This is a genomic window from Brevundimonas olei (genome assembly GCF_037055245.1).
Classification (GTDB): Bacteria; Pseudomonadota; Alphaproteobacteria; order Caulobacterales; family Caulobacteraceae; genus Brevundimonas; species Brevundimonas olei.
In genome coordinates this window covers 2,078,579-2,097,048 of sequence record NZ_CP146369.1, presented here as the reverse complement: position 1 = coordinate 2,097,048, position 18,470 = coordinate 2,078,579, and the positions used below count along the sequence as shown (strand labels likewise).

Annotated in this window: 18 protein-coding genes; 13 read left to right on the top strand and 5 right to left on the bottom strand. The window is 66.5% G+C overall.

All coding sequences use genetic code 11. The annotated features are described in order from the left end of the window. Position 1 precedes the first annotated feature (1 nt). A complete protein-coding gene (locus V8J38_RS09945; RefSeq protein WP_338575442.1) occupies positions 2 to 220 on the bottom strand; it encodes a hypothetical protein in 219 nt (72 codons plus the stop codon). Positions 221 to 403: 183 nt separating this feature from the next. Between V8J38_RS09945 and V8J38_RS09935 the strand changes: the two genes are divergently transcribed. From V8J38_RS09935 to V8J38_RS09905, 7 genes are all read left to right on the top strand, one after another. After that, entirely contained in the window at positions 404 to 724 is a 321-nt protein-coding gene (locus V8J38_RS09935) for a general stress protein (protein WP_409450050.1), read from the top strand. 150 nt (positions 725 to 874) lie between these two features. Beyond that, complete coding sequence (locus V8J38_RS09930) at positions 875 to 1,612, top strand: Crp/Fnr family transcriptional regulator (RefSeq protein WP_338575440.1); 738 nt, start codon at positions 875 to 877, stop codon at positions 1,610 to 1,612. Positions 1,613 to 1,662: 50 nt separating this feature from the next. Then, a complete protein-coding gene (locus tag V8J38_RS09925) occupies positions 1,663 to 2,484 on the top strand; it encodes a TIGR02587 family membrane protein (RefSeq protein WP_338578618.1) in 822 nt (273 codons plus the stop codon). Between the two features lie 2 nt (positions 2,485 to 2,486). Next, complete coding sequence (locus V8J38_RS09920; protein WP_338575438.1) at positions 2,487 to 2,873, top strand: hypothetical protein; 387 nt, start codon at positions 2,487 to 2,489, stop codon at positions 2,871 to 2,873. Positions 2,874 to 2,967: 94 nt separating this feature from the next. Then, positions 2,968 to 3,201, top strand: coding sequence for a hypothetical protein (locus V8J38_RS09915; protein ID WP_200165228.1), 234 nt, complete (start codon positions 2,968 to 2,970; stop codon positions 3,199 to 3,201). Between the two features lie 62 nt (positions 3,202 to 3,263). Beyond that, complete coding sequence (locus tag V8J38_RS09910; RefSeq protein ID WP_338575436.1) at positions 3,264 to 4,712, top strand: L,D-transpeptidase family protein; 1,449 nt, start codon at positions 3,264 to 3,266, stop codon at positions 4,710 to 4,712. 74 nt (positions 4,713 to 4,786) lie between these two features. Beyond that, a complete protein-coding gene (locus tag V8J38_RS09905) occupies positions 4,787 to 5,182 on the top strand; it encodes a hypothetical protein (protein WP_338575434.1) in 396 nt (131 codons plus the stop codon). A 441-nt stretch (positions 5,183 to 5,623) separates the two neighbouring features. Here V8J38_RS09905 and V8J38_RS09900 read toward each other — a convergent pair whose 3' ends face one another. Then, on the bottom strand, positions 5,624 to 6,544 hold the full coding sequence (locus V8J38_RS09900) for an iron-containing redox enzyme family protein (protein WP_338575431.1): 921 nt from the start codon (positions 6,542 to 6,544) through the stop codon (positions 5,624 to 5,626). A 351-nt stretch (positions 6,545 to 6,895) separates the two neighbouring features. Here V8J38_RS09900 and cphA point away from each other — a divergent pair, with 351 nt between their 5' ends. Both cphA and V8J38_RS09890 read left to right on the top strand, forming a co-directional pair. Next, the gene (gene cphA / locus V8J38_RS09895) at positions 6,896 to 9,655 is read left to right on the top strand and encodes a cyanophycin synthetase (RefSeq protein WP_338575428.1); all 2,760 of its coding nucleotides are present in this window, start codon (positions 6,896 to 6,898) and stop codon (positions 9,653 to 9,655) included. Further along, positions 9,648 to 10,454, top strand: coding sequence for a cyanophycinase (locus V8J38_RS09890; RefSeq protein ID WP_291783640.1), 807 nt, complete (start codon positions 9,648 to 9,650; stop codon positions 10,452 to 10,454). Before cphA ends, V8J38_RS09890 begins: the two co-directional genes overlap by 8 nt. A 234-nt stretch (positions 10,455 to 10,688) precedes the next feature. Here V8J38_RS09890 and V8J38_RS09885 read toward each other — a convergent pair whose 3' ends face one another. After that, positions 10,689 to 11,423, bottom strand: coding sequence for a Crp/Fnr family transcriptional regulator (locus V8J38_RS09885; RefSeq protein ID WP_200165222.1), 735 nt, complete (start codon positions 11,421 to 11,423; stop codon positions 10,689 to 10,691). Positions 11,424 to 11,501: 78 nt separating this feature from the next. Further along, positions 11,502 to 12,290 (bottom strand): Crp/Fnr family transcriptional regulator, encoded by a 789-nt coding sequence (locus V8J38_RS09880; protein ID WP_338575423.1) that lies wholly within the window; start codon positions 12,288 to 12,290, stop codon positions 11,502 to 11,504. Between the two features lie 468 nt (positions 12,291 to 12,758). On the opposite strand from V8J38_RS09880, the gene V8J38_RS09875 reads away from it, so the two are divergent. Beyond that, the gene (locus V8J38_RS09875; protein WP_200165219.1) at positions 12,759 to 12,923 is read left to right on the top strand and encodes a hypothetical protein; all 165 of its coding nucleotides are present in this window, start codon (positions 12,759 to 12,761) and stop codon (positions 12,921 to 12,923) included. A 250-nt stretch (positions 12,924 to 13,173) separates the two neighbouring features. Here the strand turns inward: V8J38_RS09875 and V8J38_RS09870 are convergent, their stop codons facing one another. After that, positions 13,174 to 13,656, bottom strand: a complete 483-nt coding sequence (locus tag V8J38_RS09870; protein ID WP_200165218.1) for a MarR family winged helix-turn-helix transcriptional regulator — start codon at positions 13,654 to 13,656, stop codon at positions 13,174 to 13,176. A gap of 64 nt (positions 13,657 to 13,720) precedes the next feature. On the opposite strand from V8J38_RS09870, the gene V8J38_RS09865 reads away from it, so the two are divergent. From V8J38_RS09865 to V8J38_RS09855, 3 genes are all read left to right on the top strand, one after another. Further along, positions 13,721 to 15,496, top strand: coding sequence for an N-acetylglutaminylglutamine amidotransferase (locus V8J38_RS09865; protein ID WP_338575421.1), 1,776 nt, complete (start codon positions 13,721 to 13,723; stop codon positions 15,494 to 15,496). 88 nt (positions 15,497 to 15,584) lie between these two features. Continuing rightward, positions 15,585 to 17,231 carry an N-acetylglutaminylglutamine synthetase gene (ngg, locus tag V8J38_RS09860; RefSeq protein ID WP_338575419.1) on the top strand — a complete coding sequence of 549 codons (1,647 nt, stop codon included), beginning with the start codon at positions 15,585 to 15,587 and terminating at the stop codon, positions 17,229 to 17,231. A gap of 19 nt (positions 17,232 to 17,250) precedes the next feature. Then, positions 17,251 to 18,372: an osmoprotectant NAGGN system M42 family peptidase gene (locus V8J38_RS09855; RefSeq protein WP_338575416.1), complete on the top strand. Its 1,122-nt coding sequence runs from the start codon at positions 17,251 to 17,253 to the stop codon at positions 18,370 to 18,372. Positions 18,373 to 18,470: the final 98 nt, after the last annotated feature.

Sequence of the window (18,470 nt, the reverse complement as noted above, 5' to 3'; positions counted from 1 at the left end):
CTCAGGCGCCGCCGTGCGGCTTCGCGCCGGAAGGGCGTGCGGTCGGCGTCTTCTTGAAGGTGTCGCCGATCTCGCGCGCGTCAGGGCCGTCCGGACCCGCGCGACGGCGGGATTCGCGTCCGACCCGACGCACGACCTCATCCGGCGTGTCGGCGTCGGGCTTGCCGCCAGGGATGGCTGCGTTTCGCTCTCGACCCTCGGACTGCTTCTGTTGGCCCATCGGACTCTCCCGTCATGGCTTTGCACTGAGGAGAGGACGGGGCCTGAAATTGTTCCCGTCGGCGACGGGGCGAGCGCCTTCTGTCGGGTGACGGTCAATGGCAGGCGAAGGGTGAACCCTGCGAAGGAGGGCGGGTTGGAAGGGAGCCCCTCGGGGCGATCAGTGAAAACAAGGGAGTGAACAATGGCTGAGAACCAGCAACAGGGTCAGCAACAGCAAGGCTCGTCGTCGTCCAATCGCGGCTTCGCCGCCATGGACGAGGACAAACAGCGCGAGATCGCCAGCAAGGGCGGGTCCAGCGTCGATCCGGAAGACCGCAGCTTCTCCAAGGACCATGAACTGGCGGCGGAAGCGGGTCGGAAGGGCGGGCAGGCTTCGCATGGAGGGGGAGGAGCCTCCGCCTCGCGTCGGGGCGATGACAGCGACGGTTCGGGGCGCGGCGGCAATTTCGCCGACGATCCCGAACGCGCTGCGGAGGCCGGACGAAAGGGCGGGGAACGCTGATCCCTTTTGTTCGGGCGTAAAGGAGGCCGCGGCAGCGGCCTCCTTTTTCGCGTCGGGAGGAACCGTCCCGGATGCAGGGGCTTACCATTGATTGAACGAAATCGTTCGGCGCCGCTTGGACCAAGAGCCAAGGGCCTTCTGGATCAAATCATGACTGGATTTCACGCCGATGTCGGGGGCGGGCGTTCGTCCGCGCGCGGCAGGACGAGGCTGGAGGACCATCCCGTCTACGACGTCCTGCCGCCGAAGGTTCAGGCTGTCCTGACAGAAACCGCGCGGCGCCTTCCGCTGGGTGCGGGAGAGTCTCCTCCAGGCGACGCCCTCTATTTCGTCCTGAACGGCGCCCTGGGCTTCTTTCCGTCCGGGCGGCGAATTTGCGTGGGCGTGATCCCTCCCGGCGGCGTTCTGGGCTGGGAGGCCGCCATCGGCGCGACCCTCCAGGCTCATGAGACGCGAGCCGTCCTGCCGACCGAGGGCTATGTCGCGCCGTTGAAGCCAGTCCACGCCGTGTTGAGGGACGCCTGGATTCACCAGTTTCTCGCCGCCTATGCCGCGTCGAGGGCGCGCGCGCTCGGCGTCGAGGCCGCCTGCAACGCCCGGCATACGGCATTGCAGCGCCTGGCGAAATGGATCGCGCGTCTCAACAACGCCGCCGGGGAGGAGAGGGGGATTTCAATCACCCAGGGCGAACTAGGGAGCCTGCTCGGCCTGCAGCGCACCAGCGTCAACGCAGCGTGCCGCCATCTGCAGGACCGGGGCGCCGTCCGGATTCGTCGCGCGCGACTGGTTGTCGTCGATCAGGACGCGCTTTCGGAAGCGGCCTGCGATTGCGACGCCCGCTTGGCGGACGGCCCTGCGGAACGGCGCCTCCGCAACCGGTTGAACTAAGGGGCACAGCCCTTGCGGGAGCCGAAACCGGACGGCGGCGTTGCTTGGGAATGACTTCGATGCAGGACGCCGCGCGGGCGGACGACAGCGCCTACATCCGCGATCTGGGCCGAGCCTTCGGCGGCGCCCTGCTGTTCAGCCTGCCCCTGCTGATGACGATGGAGATGTGGGCGCTCGGCTTCGCTGCGGAACCGGAGCGGCGTCTCGTCTTTCTGCTGGCGGCGTTGCCGGTGCTGTTCGGGTTGGCGCATTACGCCGGGTTTTCGGCTCGCCGAGGTCTGGTCAACAATGCGCTGGATACCCTGGTCGCCCTGGCCGTGGGTTTCGTCACCGCCGCTGGGCTTCTGCTGGTCTTCAACGTGCTGGATCTGAGTTCGCCGGCGTCCGCCGTGGGACAGATGTCCCTGCAGGCGGTGCCCGCCGCGCTGGGCGCCCTGGCGGCGCGACGCCAGCTGTCGGGCGATCCGGACGAGGGCGACGAGGATGAGGCCTCTTATCCGGGCGAGCTGTTCCTGATGCTGGCCGGCGCCCTCTACTTCACCATGAACCTGGCTCCGACCGAGGAGATGCGGCTGATCGCCTATATGACTACGCCGCTGGGCGCGTTGGGCGTCCTGGTCCTGTCGGTGATCTTGCTGCACCTGATCGTCTTCGAGGCGGGTTTCGCGGGGCAGGAAGAGGCGGAAACGCCGGTCCGGGCCTTCTTCGACTTCACCCTGCCGGGCTACGCCCTGTGCCTGCTGGCCAGCCTCGCCATGCTGTGGGTGTTCGGTGGAGCGGACGGCCATGGGCTCCAGGCGCTCATGGCCAATGTCGTGATCCTCGCCTTTCCGGCGGCGATCGGGGCCGCGGCCGCGCGGCTTCTGGTGTAGTCGTGACGGACAAGGAGAAGCAGAAAGCAGGGAAGAAGGACGTGTCGCGGCTGCAGTGCGCCTGCGCCCTGATTGGGCTCCTCATCACCCTCTTTGCGGCGGGCGTGCTGGCGCGAGCGGCCTTCTTGGTTCCCTCGCCGGCGGCGCTGACGATCAGAAGCGAGGCGGTTCGACCTTCATCCGGCGGATGGGTGGTCGACGTCGTGGTCGCCAACCAGGGCGACCTGGCCGCCGCCGCCGTGGATATCGAGGGCCAGGTCGGCGGCGAACGCTCCGGCGCCTCGCTCGACTATGTCCCCGGGCGGGGAGAGAAGAAGGCCAGCCTGGTCTTCTCGCAGGCGGACAAGCCAGAGCCGGCTTTGCGCGTGCTGGGCTGGTCGGAGCCGTAACGGCTTGAGACCACGACCGGTCAGAGCTGTCTTGTCTGGAACAGCCCGTCTGACCTCCCGTTGTCGAGCGGGGTGCAATCGACGGAGAAACGACATGAAGAAGATGCTCGCAGCCGGCGCCTTAGGCGTCCTGATCCTTGGCGGCGTAGCGGTGGCCCAGACCACCGGCGCACAGAATAATCAGCCTGACCCCAGCATGCAGACGCGATCCTCCGACCAGATGTCCAATCAGGACACGGCGACGCCCTATAATCAGAGCTCCACCATGGGGTCGCAGAACGCCATGCAGGACGGTTCGGCCTCGCAATGGGCCGGCGAACGGGGCTGAGCCCTCGCAAGACGCGACCGACTAAACCAGGAGCGGGGCAGGGTGATCGCCGACGAACGGTCTTGGCCGTCGTCGGCGGCTGCCTGTTGTTGGCTCTGTCCAGCCCCGAAGCGTCGCCGCCGAGGCCATCGACCAGCTCTGAGCCTCTGCAGCTTTACGAGCGGACGTGGATCCGCGATGGACGACTCACGTCTGAAGCGGAAACCGTCCTGAAGTTGATGGCGGCGGCGGAAAGGCACGGGCTCCGGTCCGAGCTGTATCTGACCCCTGCGCTTGAGAGTCGCTTGAGTGAAATGGCGGCGCGGCCGAACCAGCGCGCCGCGCTGAAGGCGGAGGAAGCGCTCGCCGAAGCGTTTTTCCGCTTCGCCTCCGATGTTCGCTCCCCAGACGCCATGGTTCAGGTGGTCGACCCCGCCGCATCGCTCAAACCCCTTACGCCCTCTGAAACTCTGAGCGCGGTCAGGCGAGAGGGGCCCGAACATGTCGTCAGACTGGCGCCAGAATACGAACGTCTGGCAGACACGCTCGAACAATGGCGAGGGCGCTGGCGCAACCTCCCTCGACTGCAGTTGCGCGAGGGCCCGGATGTCCGCCCAGGCGCAACCGATAAGCGTATGCCTGCCCTCCGGACGCGGCTGGGCCTCGCGCCAGGCGGCGCATCCGCCATGCTTGACCCCGTATTGGCCTCGCGCCTGGAGGATTTTCAGCGATGGCACGGCCTGGACCAAACCGGAATCCTGAACGGGCCGACGGTCAGGGCGCTCAATCGCGATCCTGAGGAGTATGAGAGGCTGATCCTGACCAATATGGCTCGACTCCGCGCCTTGCCGATAACAGAACCGCGCCGCCGCGTGCAGGTGAATATCGCTTCGGCAGTTCTGACGGCGAAGGAGAACGGCGAGACGGTTCTGACCATGCGCGTGGTCGTCGGACGCAAGGACACGCCCACCCCGATGCTCGCCGGCGCCGTGCGTTACCTCGTGCTCAGCCCTTACTGGAATCTCCCGCAGGATCTGGTTCAGAGCCGGGTCGCGCCGGTGGCGCTCATCCGGGGTGACGCGGCGTTGAAGGCGGGCGGTTTCGAAGCCCTGTCAGACTGGTCTCCGAAGGCACGACGCCTGCGCGCCGATGAGGTCGATTGGAAGGCCGTTGCGGCCGGCGAACGACGCGTGCGCGTGCGGCAGCTGCCGGGCGACCGCAATATGATGGGGGCGGTCAAGTTCATGTTGCCCAACGATCTGGGCATCTATCTTCACGACACGCCGTCGCGCGGTCTCTTCAGCGCCCCCCAGCGCGCTTTCAGCGCCGGCTGCGTCCGGTTGGAGGACGCTCAAGCCTTCGGACGATGGATTGCAGGCCGAAACCTCGCGGATCTGGCTGACGGTTCGGCCGAGCAACGGGTGGACCTGGTCGAGCCGGTGCCTGTCTATCTGCTCTATCTAACGGCGGCGCCTCGGCCGGGCGGCGGGCTGATCCTTGGGCCCGATCCCTATGGCTGGGACGGTCTGTGAGCATGTCGGGAAGCGGACCTTCGCCACCCGCGGCTGTTGGATGCGTATCGGTCAGGTGCAGCAGGAGAAAGACCATGGCGGGACCCGAGGAACGATATGGGCGCGGGAACGAAACGGCGGCTGAGATCGCCGAGGACGACGCCAGCGCAGACGCGGCGGCGCCACGTTGGAACAAAACGGCCGGGAAGGGCGGGGGCGCCATGTCGGACGGCGATCGCGCGACGGCGGCCATGGCCAGTCGGCATGATCGTTTCGCGGGCTCGGCCGTGGGAGTCGGGAGCGTGAGATTCGACGACTACGGCGTCTACACCAGCGCGGACGGGGCCGTCGGGGAAGGCGAGGTCGCCGAGCTCCTGATCGACGGTCAGGAAGAAGTCTTTGCCCGCACGGAGGTCGAGTGCGGCCGCATCGAACATCATGCCGGCGAGGACAGCTCACCCGCTCAGGGCGGGTCCCGTAGGGATGGCTAGACCATTCCGCCGTTCAGGTTGCGGCGCATCCCGCCCCCAGGACATCAGGGGCGTGGTCATCCCGTTTCCGCGCCGCACGCGAAGGCGGCCCCATCGGCTTGCCTGGACGGCGGCCTGGCTCGCGGCGGGGGCCGTGGCTTTGTCGGGCGTCTTCATCGCCGGCCAGGACCTTCTGCGCGGCGCCCGCGAGGTCTCTTCCGTCGCGGCCGATGAAGTTCCCGGCCGGAGATGAGCCAGATCAGGTGGTTCGCGTCGCCGCCGCCGTGGAACGGTCATCGCTTTTCGCGTTCTCGCCGGCCTTGTAGACCTTGATTTCCGGGGAGGAGATGCCGTCGGATCGGCCTTCTGTCCGCGCAGGGGGCGTCACGGTCGGATCGATCGCCGCGGCATCCCCGCCCGGAGGCCGCGCCTTTCCTCTGCTGTCGCGCGACGCCCGAGAACTCATGAGGCTCTCCTCAGCGCAGCGTCCGGGCCCCAGAGCGTCGCGCGATAGGCTTCGAAGCATTTCGCGCCGGCCTGCAGGCGCATGACGGCGCCTTCAGCCAGGGCGCGAAGACAGTCGGGCCTCTCCGCCGCCAGGGGGCGCAGAATCTCCTCATTCCAGGCTTTGGAGTGCTCCACATCGAGGGTGGCGTGCAGGGCGAAATACTTCCGCTCGGCCCCGATCCCCAGCCGCTTCAGGCCCTCGGCGACGTGAGCGGCCCGCCAGGGTGCGGTCAGCTCGACCGCCCCCAGGGCGCCCAGGGCGTGATAGGCGTAGCGTCGAGTCGTCGAGAAGGCCACGAGCGTGTTGCCCAGCGCGAGCGATGGCCAGACGGTGCGCTCAATAGCGGGCCGGAGATCAAGCGCCTGGGCCAGCCGGTCCAGCATGGGCCCGTGCATGCCGCCCTCGCGTCCCCGACCCATCTCATCCCAGTAGTTGCGCGCAAGCTCCAGCTTCGGTCTGATCGGCATCTTCACCTGGGCCATGGCGACCAGGTCGTCGAATCCCGCCTCGCCGGCCACCTCCTGAAGCAGGAACCAGCGCATGTCCTCAAGCGTCGCCGTTTCGGCGAGCCAGGGGAAGAGCGGGTCGTTCTCACCGGGACCTCGCCCTTGAAGCGCCTCGAACCAGCCGACGAAGTCGGCGGGCTCTGTGGGCATGTCGGCCAGCCAAGGCTGGGCCGCTTCGCGGGCGCGTTCCATGGCCGCGCCCTCCAGAAGACGCATTTCGGCGTCCGCTCGAAGCTCCCTCTCCCAGTCGTCGTGGGGCAGGGCGGGGTTGAGGCGGCGATGATTCCATTCGGCCAGGCGGCGGTGAAGCGCGGCCGGCTCGAGGGCGTCGAAGGGGCGGAAGGTCGAGGCGAGGCCCGAGCGGGTCATGATCGGCTCCTGAGTGCTTGGGCTCTCCATACGCGGCGTTTCATCGGGCGGTTCCCGCAGGCGGAAATTGCCGTGATCAGGGGACGCGCGAGACCGGTTCAAGACACAGGAACTGCCGCCGGGAGGGCGGGTTCAAGCAAGCCCCTAACGGAGTAAGGCAGTGGAACACAAAGGTTTTGACTGGATGATCCAGGGCTCTGGATCGACGTGGACTTGGACGATATCTGCGCGAGGCGAGACGCGGCCGGCGCTTCAGGGGACGGCGCCGACGCGCCCTATAGCGGCGGCCATGGTGATCCGCTGCCTGGTCGCAGGCGTAACCGCCCCCGCAGCTCGGATGGAGATGGCGGCATGACGTCTTCGGACCGTCCCGCGCGAGTTCTGGAGCGCGCCCTCTATCGCGGACCTCATCTCTACAGCGCCACGCCCATGGCCAGGATCCAGCTCGATCTCGGGCGTTTGGAGAATTGGCCCACGGATCGTCTGGGGGACTTCACATCGTTGCTGCTGACCCTGCTACCAGGTCTCCGCAACCACGGCTGCTGCTACGGGGAGCCCGGCGGGTTCGTGCGGCGCCTTGAGGCAGGGACCTGGTTTGGACATGTCGTCGAACACGTGGCGCTTGAGTTGCAGACCCTCGCCGGCGCGCCGGTCAGTCGCGGCAAGACGCGCTCGGTGCGCGGTCGGCCCGGCGTCTATGACATCCTTTATGCGTATGGCGTGGAGGAAGGGGCCCTCTTGGCGGGCCGCCTCGCGCTGCAGCTTTGCGACGGTCTTCTGCCCATCGAACTCAGCGGCGTCGAAGGCCTGGACCGGATCTGCAGCGACGATACTGCGCCAGGCGTCGAAAAGATCCGCTCCGCGGAAGCGGCCGTCGAGGCCCTGACGGGCCTCATGCGGCGCCACGCCCTGGGACCCTCGACCCAGTCGTTGGTCGACGCCGCGCGTCGCCGAGGCGTCCCGCTCGAACGGATGAATGGGCAGAGCCTGATCCGGCTGGGTTGGGGGGCGCGTCAACGCATGTTGCGCGCCAGCGTGACAGACCGGACGGGATTGATCGCGGCCGAGCTGGCCGGGGACAAGGCCCAGGCGAAGGCCCTTCTGGCGGCCATCGGTTGTCCGGTGGCCGAAGGCGAAATCGTCTCATCCGCTGAGGCCGCCAAGGCCGCAGCGCGACGCCTCGGCGGACTTGTGGCGGTCAAGCCTTTGGACGCCAATCATGGACGCGGAGTGTCGACCGCCCTGTCGGAGCCGGAGGAGGTCGTCCGGGCCTTTTACGGGGCTGTCGCTCACAGCCGGCGCGTCATCGTGGAACGGCATCTGGAGGGCCGGGACCATCGCATACTGGTGGTTGGAGGGCGCGTCGTGGCGGTGTCGGAACGTCAGCCGCCCTTTGTCGTCGGCGACGGGCTCAGCACGGTAGCCGAACTGGTCGAAGCGCTGAACAGCGATCCCAGACGCGGCGACGGCCACGAGAAGTTCATGACCCGGGTTCGACTCGACGACCAGGCCGTCCTCGCCAGCCTCCTGCGTCAGGGGCTTTCCATGCGGGACCGTCCGGCGGCCGGTCAGAAGGTCCGCCTGCATCCGGCGGCCAATCTCTCAAGAGGCGGGTCGGCGATTGATCGCACGGACGAAATCCACCCCGAAAATGCGGCTATCGCCCGACGGGCCGCCTTGGCTCTGGGGCTGGACGTCGCTGGCGTCGATATGCTGGCGCCGGATATTCGCCGGTCCGTACGGGAAACCGGTGGAGGCGTGGTCGAGGTCAATGCAGCCCCTGGGCTGCGCATGCACCTGGCGCCGTCGGAAGGCGCGCCGCGCGATGTTGCGCGACCGATCATCGACATGATGTTTCCGCCGGGGGCGCGCGCACGCGTGCCGATTGCGGCCGTCACCGGGACGAACGGCAAGTCAACGGTGGGGCGGATGGTCGCCCATGTGCTGACGGTCCAAGGCCTGACTACGGGCCTCACCAACACCAGCGGGGTCTACATAGGGGGCGAACGGGTCTGGAAGGGAGACGCCAGCGGACCGCGAAGCGCGCGCATGGTGCTGCGCAATCCGACTGTCGAGGCGGCTGTGATGGAGTGCGCCCGCGGGGGCATCCTTCGCGAAGGTCTCGCCTTCGACCGGTGCGACGTCGGTTGCGTGCTGAATGTTCAGCCCGACCATCTGGGACTTAAGGGGGTCGAGACGCTCGAAGATCTCGCCCGCATCAAGTCTGTGGTAGTCGAAAGCGTGGCGCGTCGGGGCCTGAGCGTGCTCAACGCTGACGACCCCCTGACCATTCGTATGGCCAGGCACGCGGGCGGTCGGCTGTGCTGGTTCAGCATGCGGGGCGGGGCCGAGACGCCAGGCTTCGTGTTGAAGCATATCGCAGAAGGCGGTGCTGCGGTTCTTTATGACGCTGCGACCGACGACATCGAGCTCCACGACAGGGGCGGGACAGACCTGGTGTGCCGCGCGGCCGAAATCCCGGCGACCCTCGAGGGGCGCGCCGCCTTCAATGTCGCCAACGCCCTTGCGGCCGTCGCCGTTTGCCATGGCTTGGGCGTCAAGGCGGATCGGATCGGATCGTCGCTGCGCAGCTTTGCGTCCAGCTTCGAGCAGAACCCAGGCCGCCTGAACATTCATGACGGCCATGGCTTCAGGGTGATCCTGGACTACGCTCATAATCCTGAAGGCCTGCGAGCGCTGGGAAGACTGGTGCAGGCGATGCGGCCCGCGACGGGCCGGATCATCGGCATGGTGAGTATTCCGGGCGATCGGCGCGAGGAGGAAATCCGCGCCATGGGCGAGATAGCGGCCGAGTGTTTCGACTCCATCGTATTTCGAGAAACGCCGGACAACCGCGGCCGTCCGGTCGGGGAGGTCAATCGCCTTCTGCGCGAGGGCGCGCTCGGCGCGGGATGCGACCCCTCACGGCTGGATGCCTGCGTGCGAGAAGAGGACGCCGTCGACGCCTGCCTTCAGGCGGGACGGCCGGGGGATCTTGTGGTGCTTACCCCCACGCGCGTGGAGGAGGTCTGGGCGCAAATCCAGGCCTTCAGGCCCCCGGAGGCCGCAGATCACACCTCGGAAGTCCTGTTGGAACCGGCTCATGGCTGACGGTGCGCTTATCATCATCGGCGGGCACGAGGACAAGATGGGCGAGCGCCTCATCCTCAAGGAGGTGGCGCGTCGACTGAAGGGAGGCCGACTGGTCGTCTGCACCGTCGCCTCCCATGAGCCGGATGGCTATTTCGACGCCTATCGCAAGGCCTTCAGCGGATTGGGCGTCGACGATCTGGTCGAAATCTACGTCGACGAGCGCGCCGAAAGCTGGGACGCCGACAAGCTCTCCCCCTTCGAGAACGCCGCGGGAGTCTTCTTCACCGGCGGCGACCAGCTCCGCTTATCCAGCCAGATTGGAGACACTCCGATCGAACGGAGCGTCCGGCGTCTGTATGAGAGGGGCGGCCTGATCGCCGGCACCTCGGCCGGCGCCTCCGTCATGAGCGAGACCATGCTTGTGAAGGGACCGGCCGAAGAATCCTATCGCATCGGCGAGCTGCATATGGCGCCGGGACTGGGATTGCTGCGGGACGCCATCATCGACCAGCATTTCGCCGAGCGTGGGCGTTATGGACGTCTGCTCGGCGCCGTGGCGCATAATCCGAGACTGCTGGGCCTTGGCGTAGACGAGGACACCGCCCTCGTGGTCGAAGGACGCCGGATGACTGTTTTGGGCGCCGGAGCAGTCTATGTGGTCGACGGCGAAGCCGCCACTCATTCCAATATTGCGGAAGGCCAGGCTGACGACGCCCTGTCGCTGTTCGACATCCGCATGCATGTGCTGGCTCATGGCGACGGCTTCGACCTGGACGCGCGAAGGCCTGCGGCGGCTGCGCGCGACACGGCCGACTAGCTCCCTGATTGGGCGGCTGGGTTCGGTTGATCGACGAGCGTCCCGGGCGCCGCGTTCATGTCGCGCCCGCGCGGCGTCAGGAATACGGCAAGCACTACGATAAGAATGAATACGCCTGTGATGATCCAGGCCGCCTTGTTTCGCCGCATGAGCACTGTTCCTTTTCTTGATCCTTAAGGCCAGCGCGCACGCGGCGAGGGCGTTGCCTGCGTGCGGAGGACGACATTGCGGCGGTCAGACCGGCGAACAGTCAAGGCGAAGGTAGGCGTCGTCGAACTCGGCCGCCTCGATGAGGCGTTGGCGATCGATGACGCGAACCTGGGCGCCTTTCCAGCTAATCCAGCCCGTGTCGCGCAAAATCTGCAAGGTGCGGTTGAGATGCACCGCGGACATGCCCAGAAAATCCGCCAGATCCTGCTGTCGGATCGGCAGGTCGAAGACGCCGTCGTCGACGAGGCCGACTGCGCCCAGCCGAGCCTGCATCTCGCAAAGAAACAGGGCTAGTCGCTCCAGAGCCGTCTGCTGGCCGACCGCCAGCAACCATTCGCGATGCATGGCGGCGTCCACGACCGTCTCCAGCCAGAGGAGCCGCGTCAGGTGCGGCTGATCCTCGGTGATGCGCCTCAGTCGGTCATGTGGAACGGCCGACACGACGCAGGGTGAAAGACACAGGACGCCATGATCCATCTGCCGCATGACGAGGCTGTGCAAGTCGACGAAATCGCCTGGGCAGTTGACCTGGGTGTACTGGCGCCGTCCGTCGGCCAGCTCGCTGTACCGGGCGGCGAAGCCGGACAGGAGAAGGGTGCTGATCTCCGGCCGTTCGCCTGGGCCGACGAGCTGCGCGCCGGCCGGTTTGAGCACCGGCTCTTCCACGAGTCCGGCCAAGGCTGCGGATTCCTGAGCGGTCAGACAGTCGCGTCTGGCGAGCTTGAGTTCGAGCCGACGCGTGGGAGGAAGGTGGAGCATGGCGTCCTCTTGCGAATACAGGCCAACGCCAGCGGTTCGTAGTCGTTGCGGCTCCCGAGCGGGAGCCGCTCCTTCCCGTCAGGCAATTCTCCTGAGGGGCGACTCCGGCGCCTGAAGGAAGCTCTTGCTTTCAGGAGCGCGCACAGGCGCGGCCCGATCGGCGAGGCTCGCAGCGGGGGCGACGCAGCAAGAGGCGGCCCGGAGACCTTCCAAATCCAGGATGCGGACCCGCCCTCTGCCGAAACGAACCAGACCCAGAGCCTGGAGCCGGGCCGCTGCGACATTGACGCTGGTGCGCTGGACGCCCAACATCTGGCCGAACTGGGCCTGTGTGATATGCAGCGGCGCGCCGGCGGATCCCTCGTGCAGTCGTACAATCCATTTGGCGAGCCGATCCAGGACCGCATGGGAGGCGTTGCAGCAGGCCTCGGCCTCCAGTCCACGCAGACGCTGCTGCGCCTGCAGCATAACCAGTCGTGTCAGCCAATCCCGACCGAGCGTGTCGAGGATCGAGGCCGCGGGGGTGCTGAACAGCAGGGTTTCCACCAGGGGGATGGCCACTGGACCGGGGGAGGTCGGCCATAGGGCGCGGTCCCATCCTTGAACCGCCCCGGCGGGTACGAGCGAAACGCAGATGTCGCCGGCCCCCGGGAACAGGCCCACCGCGCCGTTCAAGACGAAATGCAGTTCGTGCTCGGCGAGTGCCCGGCCGAAGCTCTGAGTCCGTTGCAGACGGCCTGTCGCCTCTATTCGCTGTCGAGCTTCAAGCGGCAGCGCTTGAAAGACCGGATGGTCGGCGACCCCCAGTTCGCGGGCGGGGGCGGTGATGAAGGCACGGCTAGGCGAGAACGAAGACAAACGCGACATGGGAATTCCTCCACGTCGTGAGCATGGCATGCCGCCGAAGAGCTCACGTTCACATGGGTTAAGCCGCAGGCTTTAAGAGCCGTCGGCGCCGGGTTCCGCTTGTCCGAAGGCGTCCTTAGGGCAACCTCAGTTCGTAGGAATGATTGTGGAGCGGCTGAGCATCAGGAGTCTGACCATGCCGCCAAGCCCACATGAAAAATCCGCCAACGCTGTTCACGAGCAGCGTCCGATTGAAGCGCAGTACGCCCGCCAGGGTCGCGGCGGGAGGCGCATTATGATCATCCTCGCGGCGGGCCTCGCCTTGACGGCTGTGGGGTTCGGCCTGGTTTGGCTATCCTGGTCGAAGCCCCTTTCGGAAGCGCCCGTCGACAACGGTCTGCTTCCGGAGGCCGCGCCTTATTTTCAGGACGACGGCCAGGGGGGCGGGGCGCCTGCAAGGGAAACGCCGCGATGAGAGGCGCGCATTTAATGCAGGGCTTCGCAGGCCTGGTCCTGATCGGGCTCGGGCTCATGACGGCAGGCTCCAGCTTTCAGATCGGAGATGCCTCGCCGCTGGGCCGGGCCTGGGCGGCCCTGGCGGCGGGTCTGTTTCTCGTGCTCGATCAGATCATGTTTCGCAGGGACCATCCGTGACATCGCCATCTATCGGCGAGGCGCGGAAGAACGCTGCGCCCCCGGAGCGGCTGCTCGCCGAAGGGAGAGCGTTCGCCGGCAGATCAACCGGATGGAGCGCTTGCGGGAAAAGGGCCTGGAGCAAGCTGCTGTTGCGGCTGGGCGTATCCCGTTGGACCTGGCCTAGCCTTGAGCATGCGTTCGGGCATAGGCGACGCCGCTGTCGCGGGCGCCGGGAAGGCCTGATGAGGGAAACGCCGCGTCGATCTGTTTAGGCGTTTCGATGTGCTTCCGTACCCAAGTCGGAAGGCGCCATGAGATCGGCGAGGGCGGCGACGGCGCCGGCGATCTGGCGTCGCTTGTTCGGCGACAGCAGCGCGAGCCTCGCCAGCACATCCGAATGAAGTAGGTCCGGCGCCTCGGCCAGGGCCTGGTGCCCCGGCTCGGTCAGGCGCGCGTGGACGATGCGACGATCCGTGGTCGATCTGTACCGGACGATGAGGCCGCGCGCCTCCAGTCGGTCGAGCACCGCCACCACGGTCGGCGGCGACATGGAGACGTCCTGGGAAATGGCGCGGGTGCTGACCTCGCCGAGACGACGGATGGATTGCAGCACCAGAAGCTGCGGCAGCGTCAGGCCTGTCAGCCGGGCGATCTCGCGCGAGCGGACGTCGATCGCCTGGGCGATGCGGCGGACCGAGCGCACCAATGACGCCGTGGCGTCGGCGGCTGACGGCAGGGGAATTTCGCTCATTGGGTTGAACTCATTCGTGAACTAACCATTTGTACGCGCTGCATCCACACTTCAAGGAGGACCCATGTGCGGTCTTAGCGGCGAGATCAACTTCGACGGGCGCCCCGCCGACGCCGGCGCGGTACAGCGGATGACGGACGCCCTCTCGCCCCGGGGACCGGACGGATCCGGCATAGTGATGCGTGGGCCAGTGGGATTGGGACATCGGCGCCTCATGATCATCGACCTGTCGGAGAAGGCGCAGCAACCGATGGTGGACGCCGATCTGGGCGTCACTCTGGCCTTCAACGGCTGCATCTACAACTATCCGGAATTGCGCGAGGAGCTTCAGGGCCTGGGTTTCCGCTTCTTCTCGCACGGCGACACGGAGGTGATCATCAAGGCCTGGAAGGCCTGGGGCGAGGCCTGCGTCGAGCGGTTCAAGGGGATGTTCGCCTTCGTCCTGCACGAACGCGACAGCGGTCGGATCGTAATCGCGCGCGACCGTTTCGGCATCAAGCCGCTGTATCTGGCCGAACGAGGCAGGCGGCTGCGGTTCGCATCGACCCTCCCGGCGCTTCTGGCGGCGGGCGACGTCGACAGGACAATCGATCCGGTGGGTCTGCACCATTATATGACCTTTCATGCGGTGGTGCCGCCGCCCCACACCATTCTGAAGGGGGTGAAGAAGTTTCCGCCGGCGACGATACGTGTGATCGAGCCGGACGGCGCGTCGCGCGAACGGGTCTACTGGCGCCCGGACATGGCGCGCCACGCCGGGGACGCAGCCCTGACCGCCGAGGACTGGCGCGATCAGGTGCTGGACGGCCTGCGCATAGCGGTGAAGCGCCGCATGGTCGCCGATGTGCCCGTCGGCGTGCTGCTGTCGGGTGGAGTGGATTCCAGCCTGATCGTCGGCCTGTTGGCCGAACTGGGTCAGAAGGACCTGATGACCTTTTCGGTCGGCTTCGAGGAGGCCAACGGCGAGAAGGGAGACGAGTTCGTCTATTCCGACCTGATCGCCAGACACTATGGGACGAAGCATCATCAGATCTTCGTGCCGCACCAGCGGCTGATGGAGGCTCTGCCCGGCACGATCGGCGCCATGTCCGAGCCGATGGTCAGCTATGACAATGTCGGCTTCTACCTGCTGAGCCAGGAAGTCTCGAAACACATCAAGGTCGTCCAGTCCGGGCAAGGGGCCGACGAGGTGTTCGGCGGTTACCATTGGTATCCTCCGATGGTCGGGGCCGCCGACCCTGTCGAGGCCTACGCCGGCGCCTTCTTCGACCGCAGCCACGAAACCCTGAAAACCCAGTTGAACGGCGCCTATATGACGGATGTCGATGTCAGCCGGGCTCTGGTCGAGGCGCATTTCGCGCAAGCCGGGGCGGAGACCTCTGTCGACAAGGCGCTGCGGCTGGATAGCCAGGTGATGCTGGTCGATGATCCGGTGAAGCGGGTTGATAACATGACCATGGCCTGGGGACTGGAGGCGCGCGTGCCCTTCCTGGACCATGAACTGGTCGAACTGGCCGGACGTATCCCGCCGGAACACAAGCTGGCCCAGGGCGGCAAAGGCGTGCTCAAGGCGGCGGCGCGCCTTGTCGTCCCATCAGAGGTGATCGATCGCAAGAAGGGCTACTTCCCGGTGCCCGCGCTCAAATACATCCAGGGTCCCTATCTCGACATGGTGCGTGAGACCCTGACCAATCAGGCGGCGCGCGACCGCGGGCTGTTCGACAGGGCCTACCTGGATCGGCTGTTCAACGACCCGACAGGCCATATCACCCCTTTGCGTGGTTCGGAGCTGTGGCAGGTCGCCGTCCTCGAGATGTGGATGCAGCAACATGGCGTCTGATCTTCGTCTCGCGCGTCCCAAGGCGCACCGGCTGAAACGCATGCGTCATGAAGGCCTCAAACCGCCCGTGCCCTCGGGACGTGAGTCCGTGCGCGATGCCGTCCTTGACTGCGGCTGGGGCCGCCTTCTGTTCGCCCAGACCTTCGAGACCGCCGCGCCTCTGGTCGAGGCTCTGCGCGCGGAGGGGCCGGATCGCCGCGACATCGCCTTCTACGTCCGCAATCCCCACGTCCTGCTGGCCTCGGCGCCGCAGGAGCTGTTCCTCGATCCGTCCCATACCTATCGGCTGGACCTGGCGACCTATCGGTCCAGCCGCCGTCAGCCGCGGGGCTTCACCGTTCGCCGTCTGATGTCGGAAGCGGACGCCCAGACGGTCAATGATATCTACGCCAAGCGTCGCATGGTGCAGGCGCCGCCGGATTTCCTCTGGTCGCATCGCGACGACCGGACCCTCTCCTATTTCGTCGCGGAGGACCTGACGACCGGAGCGGTGATCGGCACGGTGACGGGTGTGAACCACGCTCGCGCCTTCGAGGATCCGGAGAACGGCGCATCCCTCTGGTGCCTGGCGGTCGATCCCCAGGCGACACAGCCGGGGATCGGCGAGGCTCTGGTCCGCCGTCTGGCGGAGCACTTCAGGACGCACGGCCTGGCCCACATGGACCTGTCGGTCATGCACGATAACGCCCAAGCGATCGCCCTCTATGAGAAGCTGGGTTTCCGGCGCGTCCATTTCTTCGGCGTGAAGCGCAAGAACCCGATCAACGAAGCCTTGTTCGTCGGGCCCTCGGATGATCATGCGCTCAATCCCTATGCCCGGATCATCGTGGATGAAGCGCGGCGACGGGGCATCCAGACCGATATCATCGACTCGGAAGGAGGGCTGTTCCGCCTTTCCTGGGGCGGACGCTCCGTCCGCTGCCGCGAAAGCCTTTCGGAGCTGACCTCGGCCGTGGCTCTCAGCATCTGCGACGACAAGAGGGTGACCCGCAGGATCGTGGAAGCCGCCGGAGTGCGCGTGCCGCGCCGCATCGATCCGCAGAATCTCGGCGCGATCGACGAAGCGCTGGAGACCTATGGTCAGCTCGTGGTCAAGCCTGCGCGAGGGGAACAGGGCAAGGGCGTGGCCGTGGGTTTGAAGACCATGGCCGACGTCCAGGCGGCCCTGCTGCGCGCCCGGCGCATCTGTCCGGACGTCCTTGTCGAGGAGCAGGTGGAAGGCGAGGATCTGCGCCTGGTCGTGATCGACTATGAGGTCGTGGCCTGCGCCGTGCGGCGTCCGCCGCGCGTCATCGGCGACGGACGCTCGACCTTGCGGGTCCTCATCGAGCATCAGAGCCGTCGGCGCGCCGCCGCCACCGGGGGCGAATCCAGCATTCCCATCGATGCGGAAACGGAGCGCACCCTGGCGGAGGCCGGTTATGGCCTGGATGACGTCGCAGGGGAGGGCGAGGAGATCCTCGTGCGCAAGGCGGCTAACCTGCATCTCGGCGGCACCATCCATGACGTGACGGACGAGGTGCATCCGGTTCTGGTCGAAGCGGCCGTGGCGGCGGCGCGGGCCATCGACATCCCGGTGACGGGGATCGACCTCATGGTGCGTGCGCCGGATCAGCCGGATTACGCCTTCATCGAGGCCAATGAGCGCCCTGGCCTGGCCAATCACGAACCCCGCCCCACGGCAGAACGGTTCATCGATCTGCTGTTCCCGCTGTCGGCGCGCCCCGACGCCTGAGACTATGTCAGGAGCGACCTTGACCTCCCCGAAGATCGACCTGGACTACCTGAACGCCCGCCTGGGGGAACTCCTGAGCCTGCCCAGTCCGACGGGCTACACGGACGAAGCCGTCTGGGCCCTGTGCCGGGAACTGGAGCGTCTGGGCCTGGATTATGAACTGACCCGACGCGGCGCGATCCGGGCGCGCCTGCCGGGTCTCGAAGCCGCCCCGGCCCGGGCCATCGTGGCGCACGTCGATACGCTCGGCGCCCAGGTGAAGGCGGTGAAGGACAACGGCAGGCTGGAGCTTGTGCCGATCGGCCACTGGTCGTCACGCTTCGCCGAGGGGGCCCGCTGCACCGTCTTCGCGGAAGGTGGAGGCTATCGCGGAACGATCCTTCCCCTGAAGGCCTCCGGGCACGCCTTCAACGAAGAGGTGGACGATCAACCCGTCCATTGGCGTCAGGTCGAACTGCGGATCGACGCCGTGACCCACGGGCGGGCCGACACCCTGGCTCTGGGCGTGGATGTCGGCGACATTGTCGCCATCGACGCCCAGCCCGAGTTCACCGACAGCGGCTTCATTGTTTCACGTCATCTGGACGACAAGGCCGGCGTCGCGGTCATGCTGGCCGCTCTGGAATGCATGCTGCGCGAAGAACGCACGCCCACGGTCGATACCTGGTGGCTGTTCACCATCGCTGAAGAGGTGGGCCTGGGCGCCTCCGCCGTGCTCGTGCCGGACGTGGCGGCGATGGTCACGGTGGACAACGGAACCACTGCGCCGGGTCAGAACTCGTCCGAGTTCGGCGTCACCATCGCCATGGCGGATCAGACGGGTCCCTTCGACTGGCACCTTTCCCGAAAGCTGGTCCAACTGGCGCGGGATCACGACATCCCGCACCAGAAAGACGTGTTCCGTTACTACCGTTCGGATTCCGCCTCTGCATTGGAAGCCGGCGCCGACATCCGCACGGCCCTGGTGACGTTCGGCGTGGACGCCAGCCATGGCTACGAACGCATCCATCAGAGCGCTCTGGTCGATCTGGCTCGCCTCCTGACCCTCTATGCTCAGAGCGAGGTGGAAATCAGACGCGACGCGCGCGCGCTGACAGGCGTCAGGGGATTCACGCATCAGCCGAACATTTCGACGAGTTGACGCCGCCTTGGCCGTCGGGGCGGAGGGAAGACCGAGGTCCTTCTCACCCAGACGCCATGTCCCACGCACATTGAAATCCTGTTCTCGTTGGGCGGCAG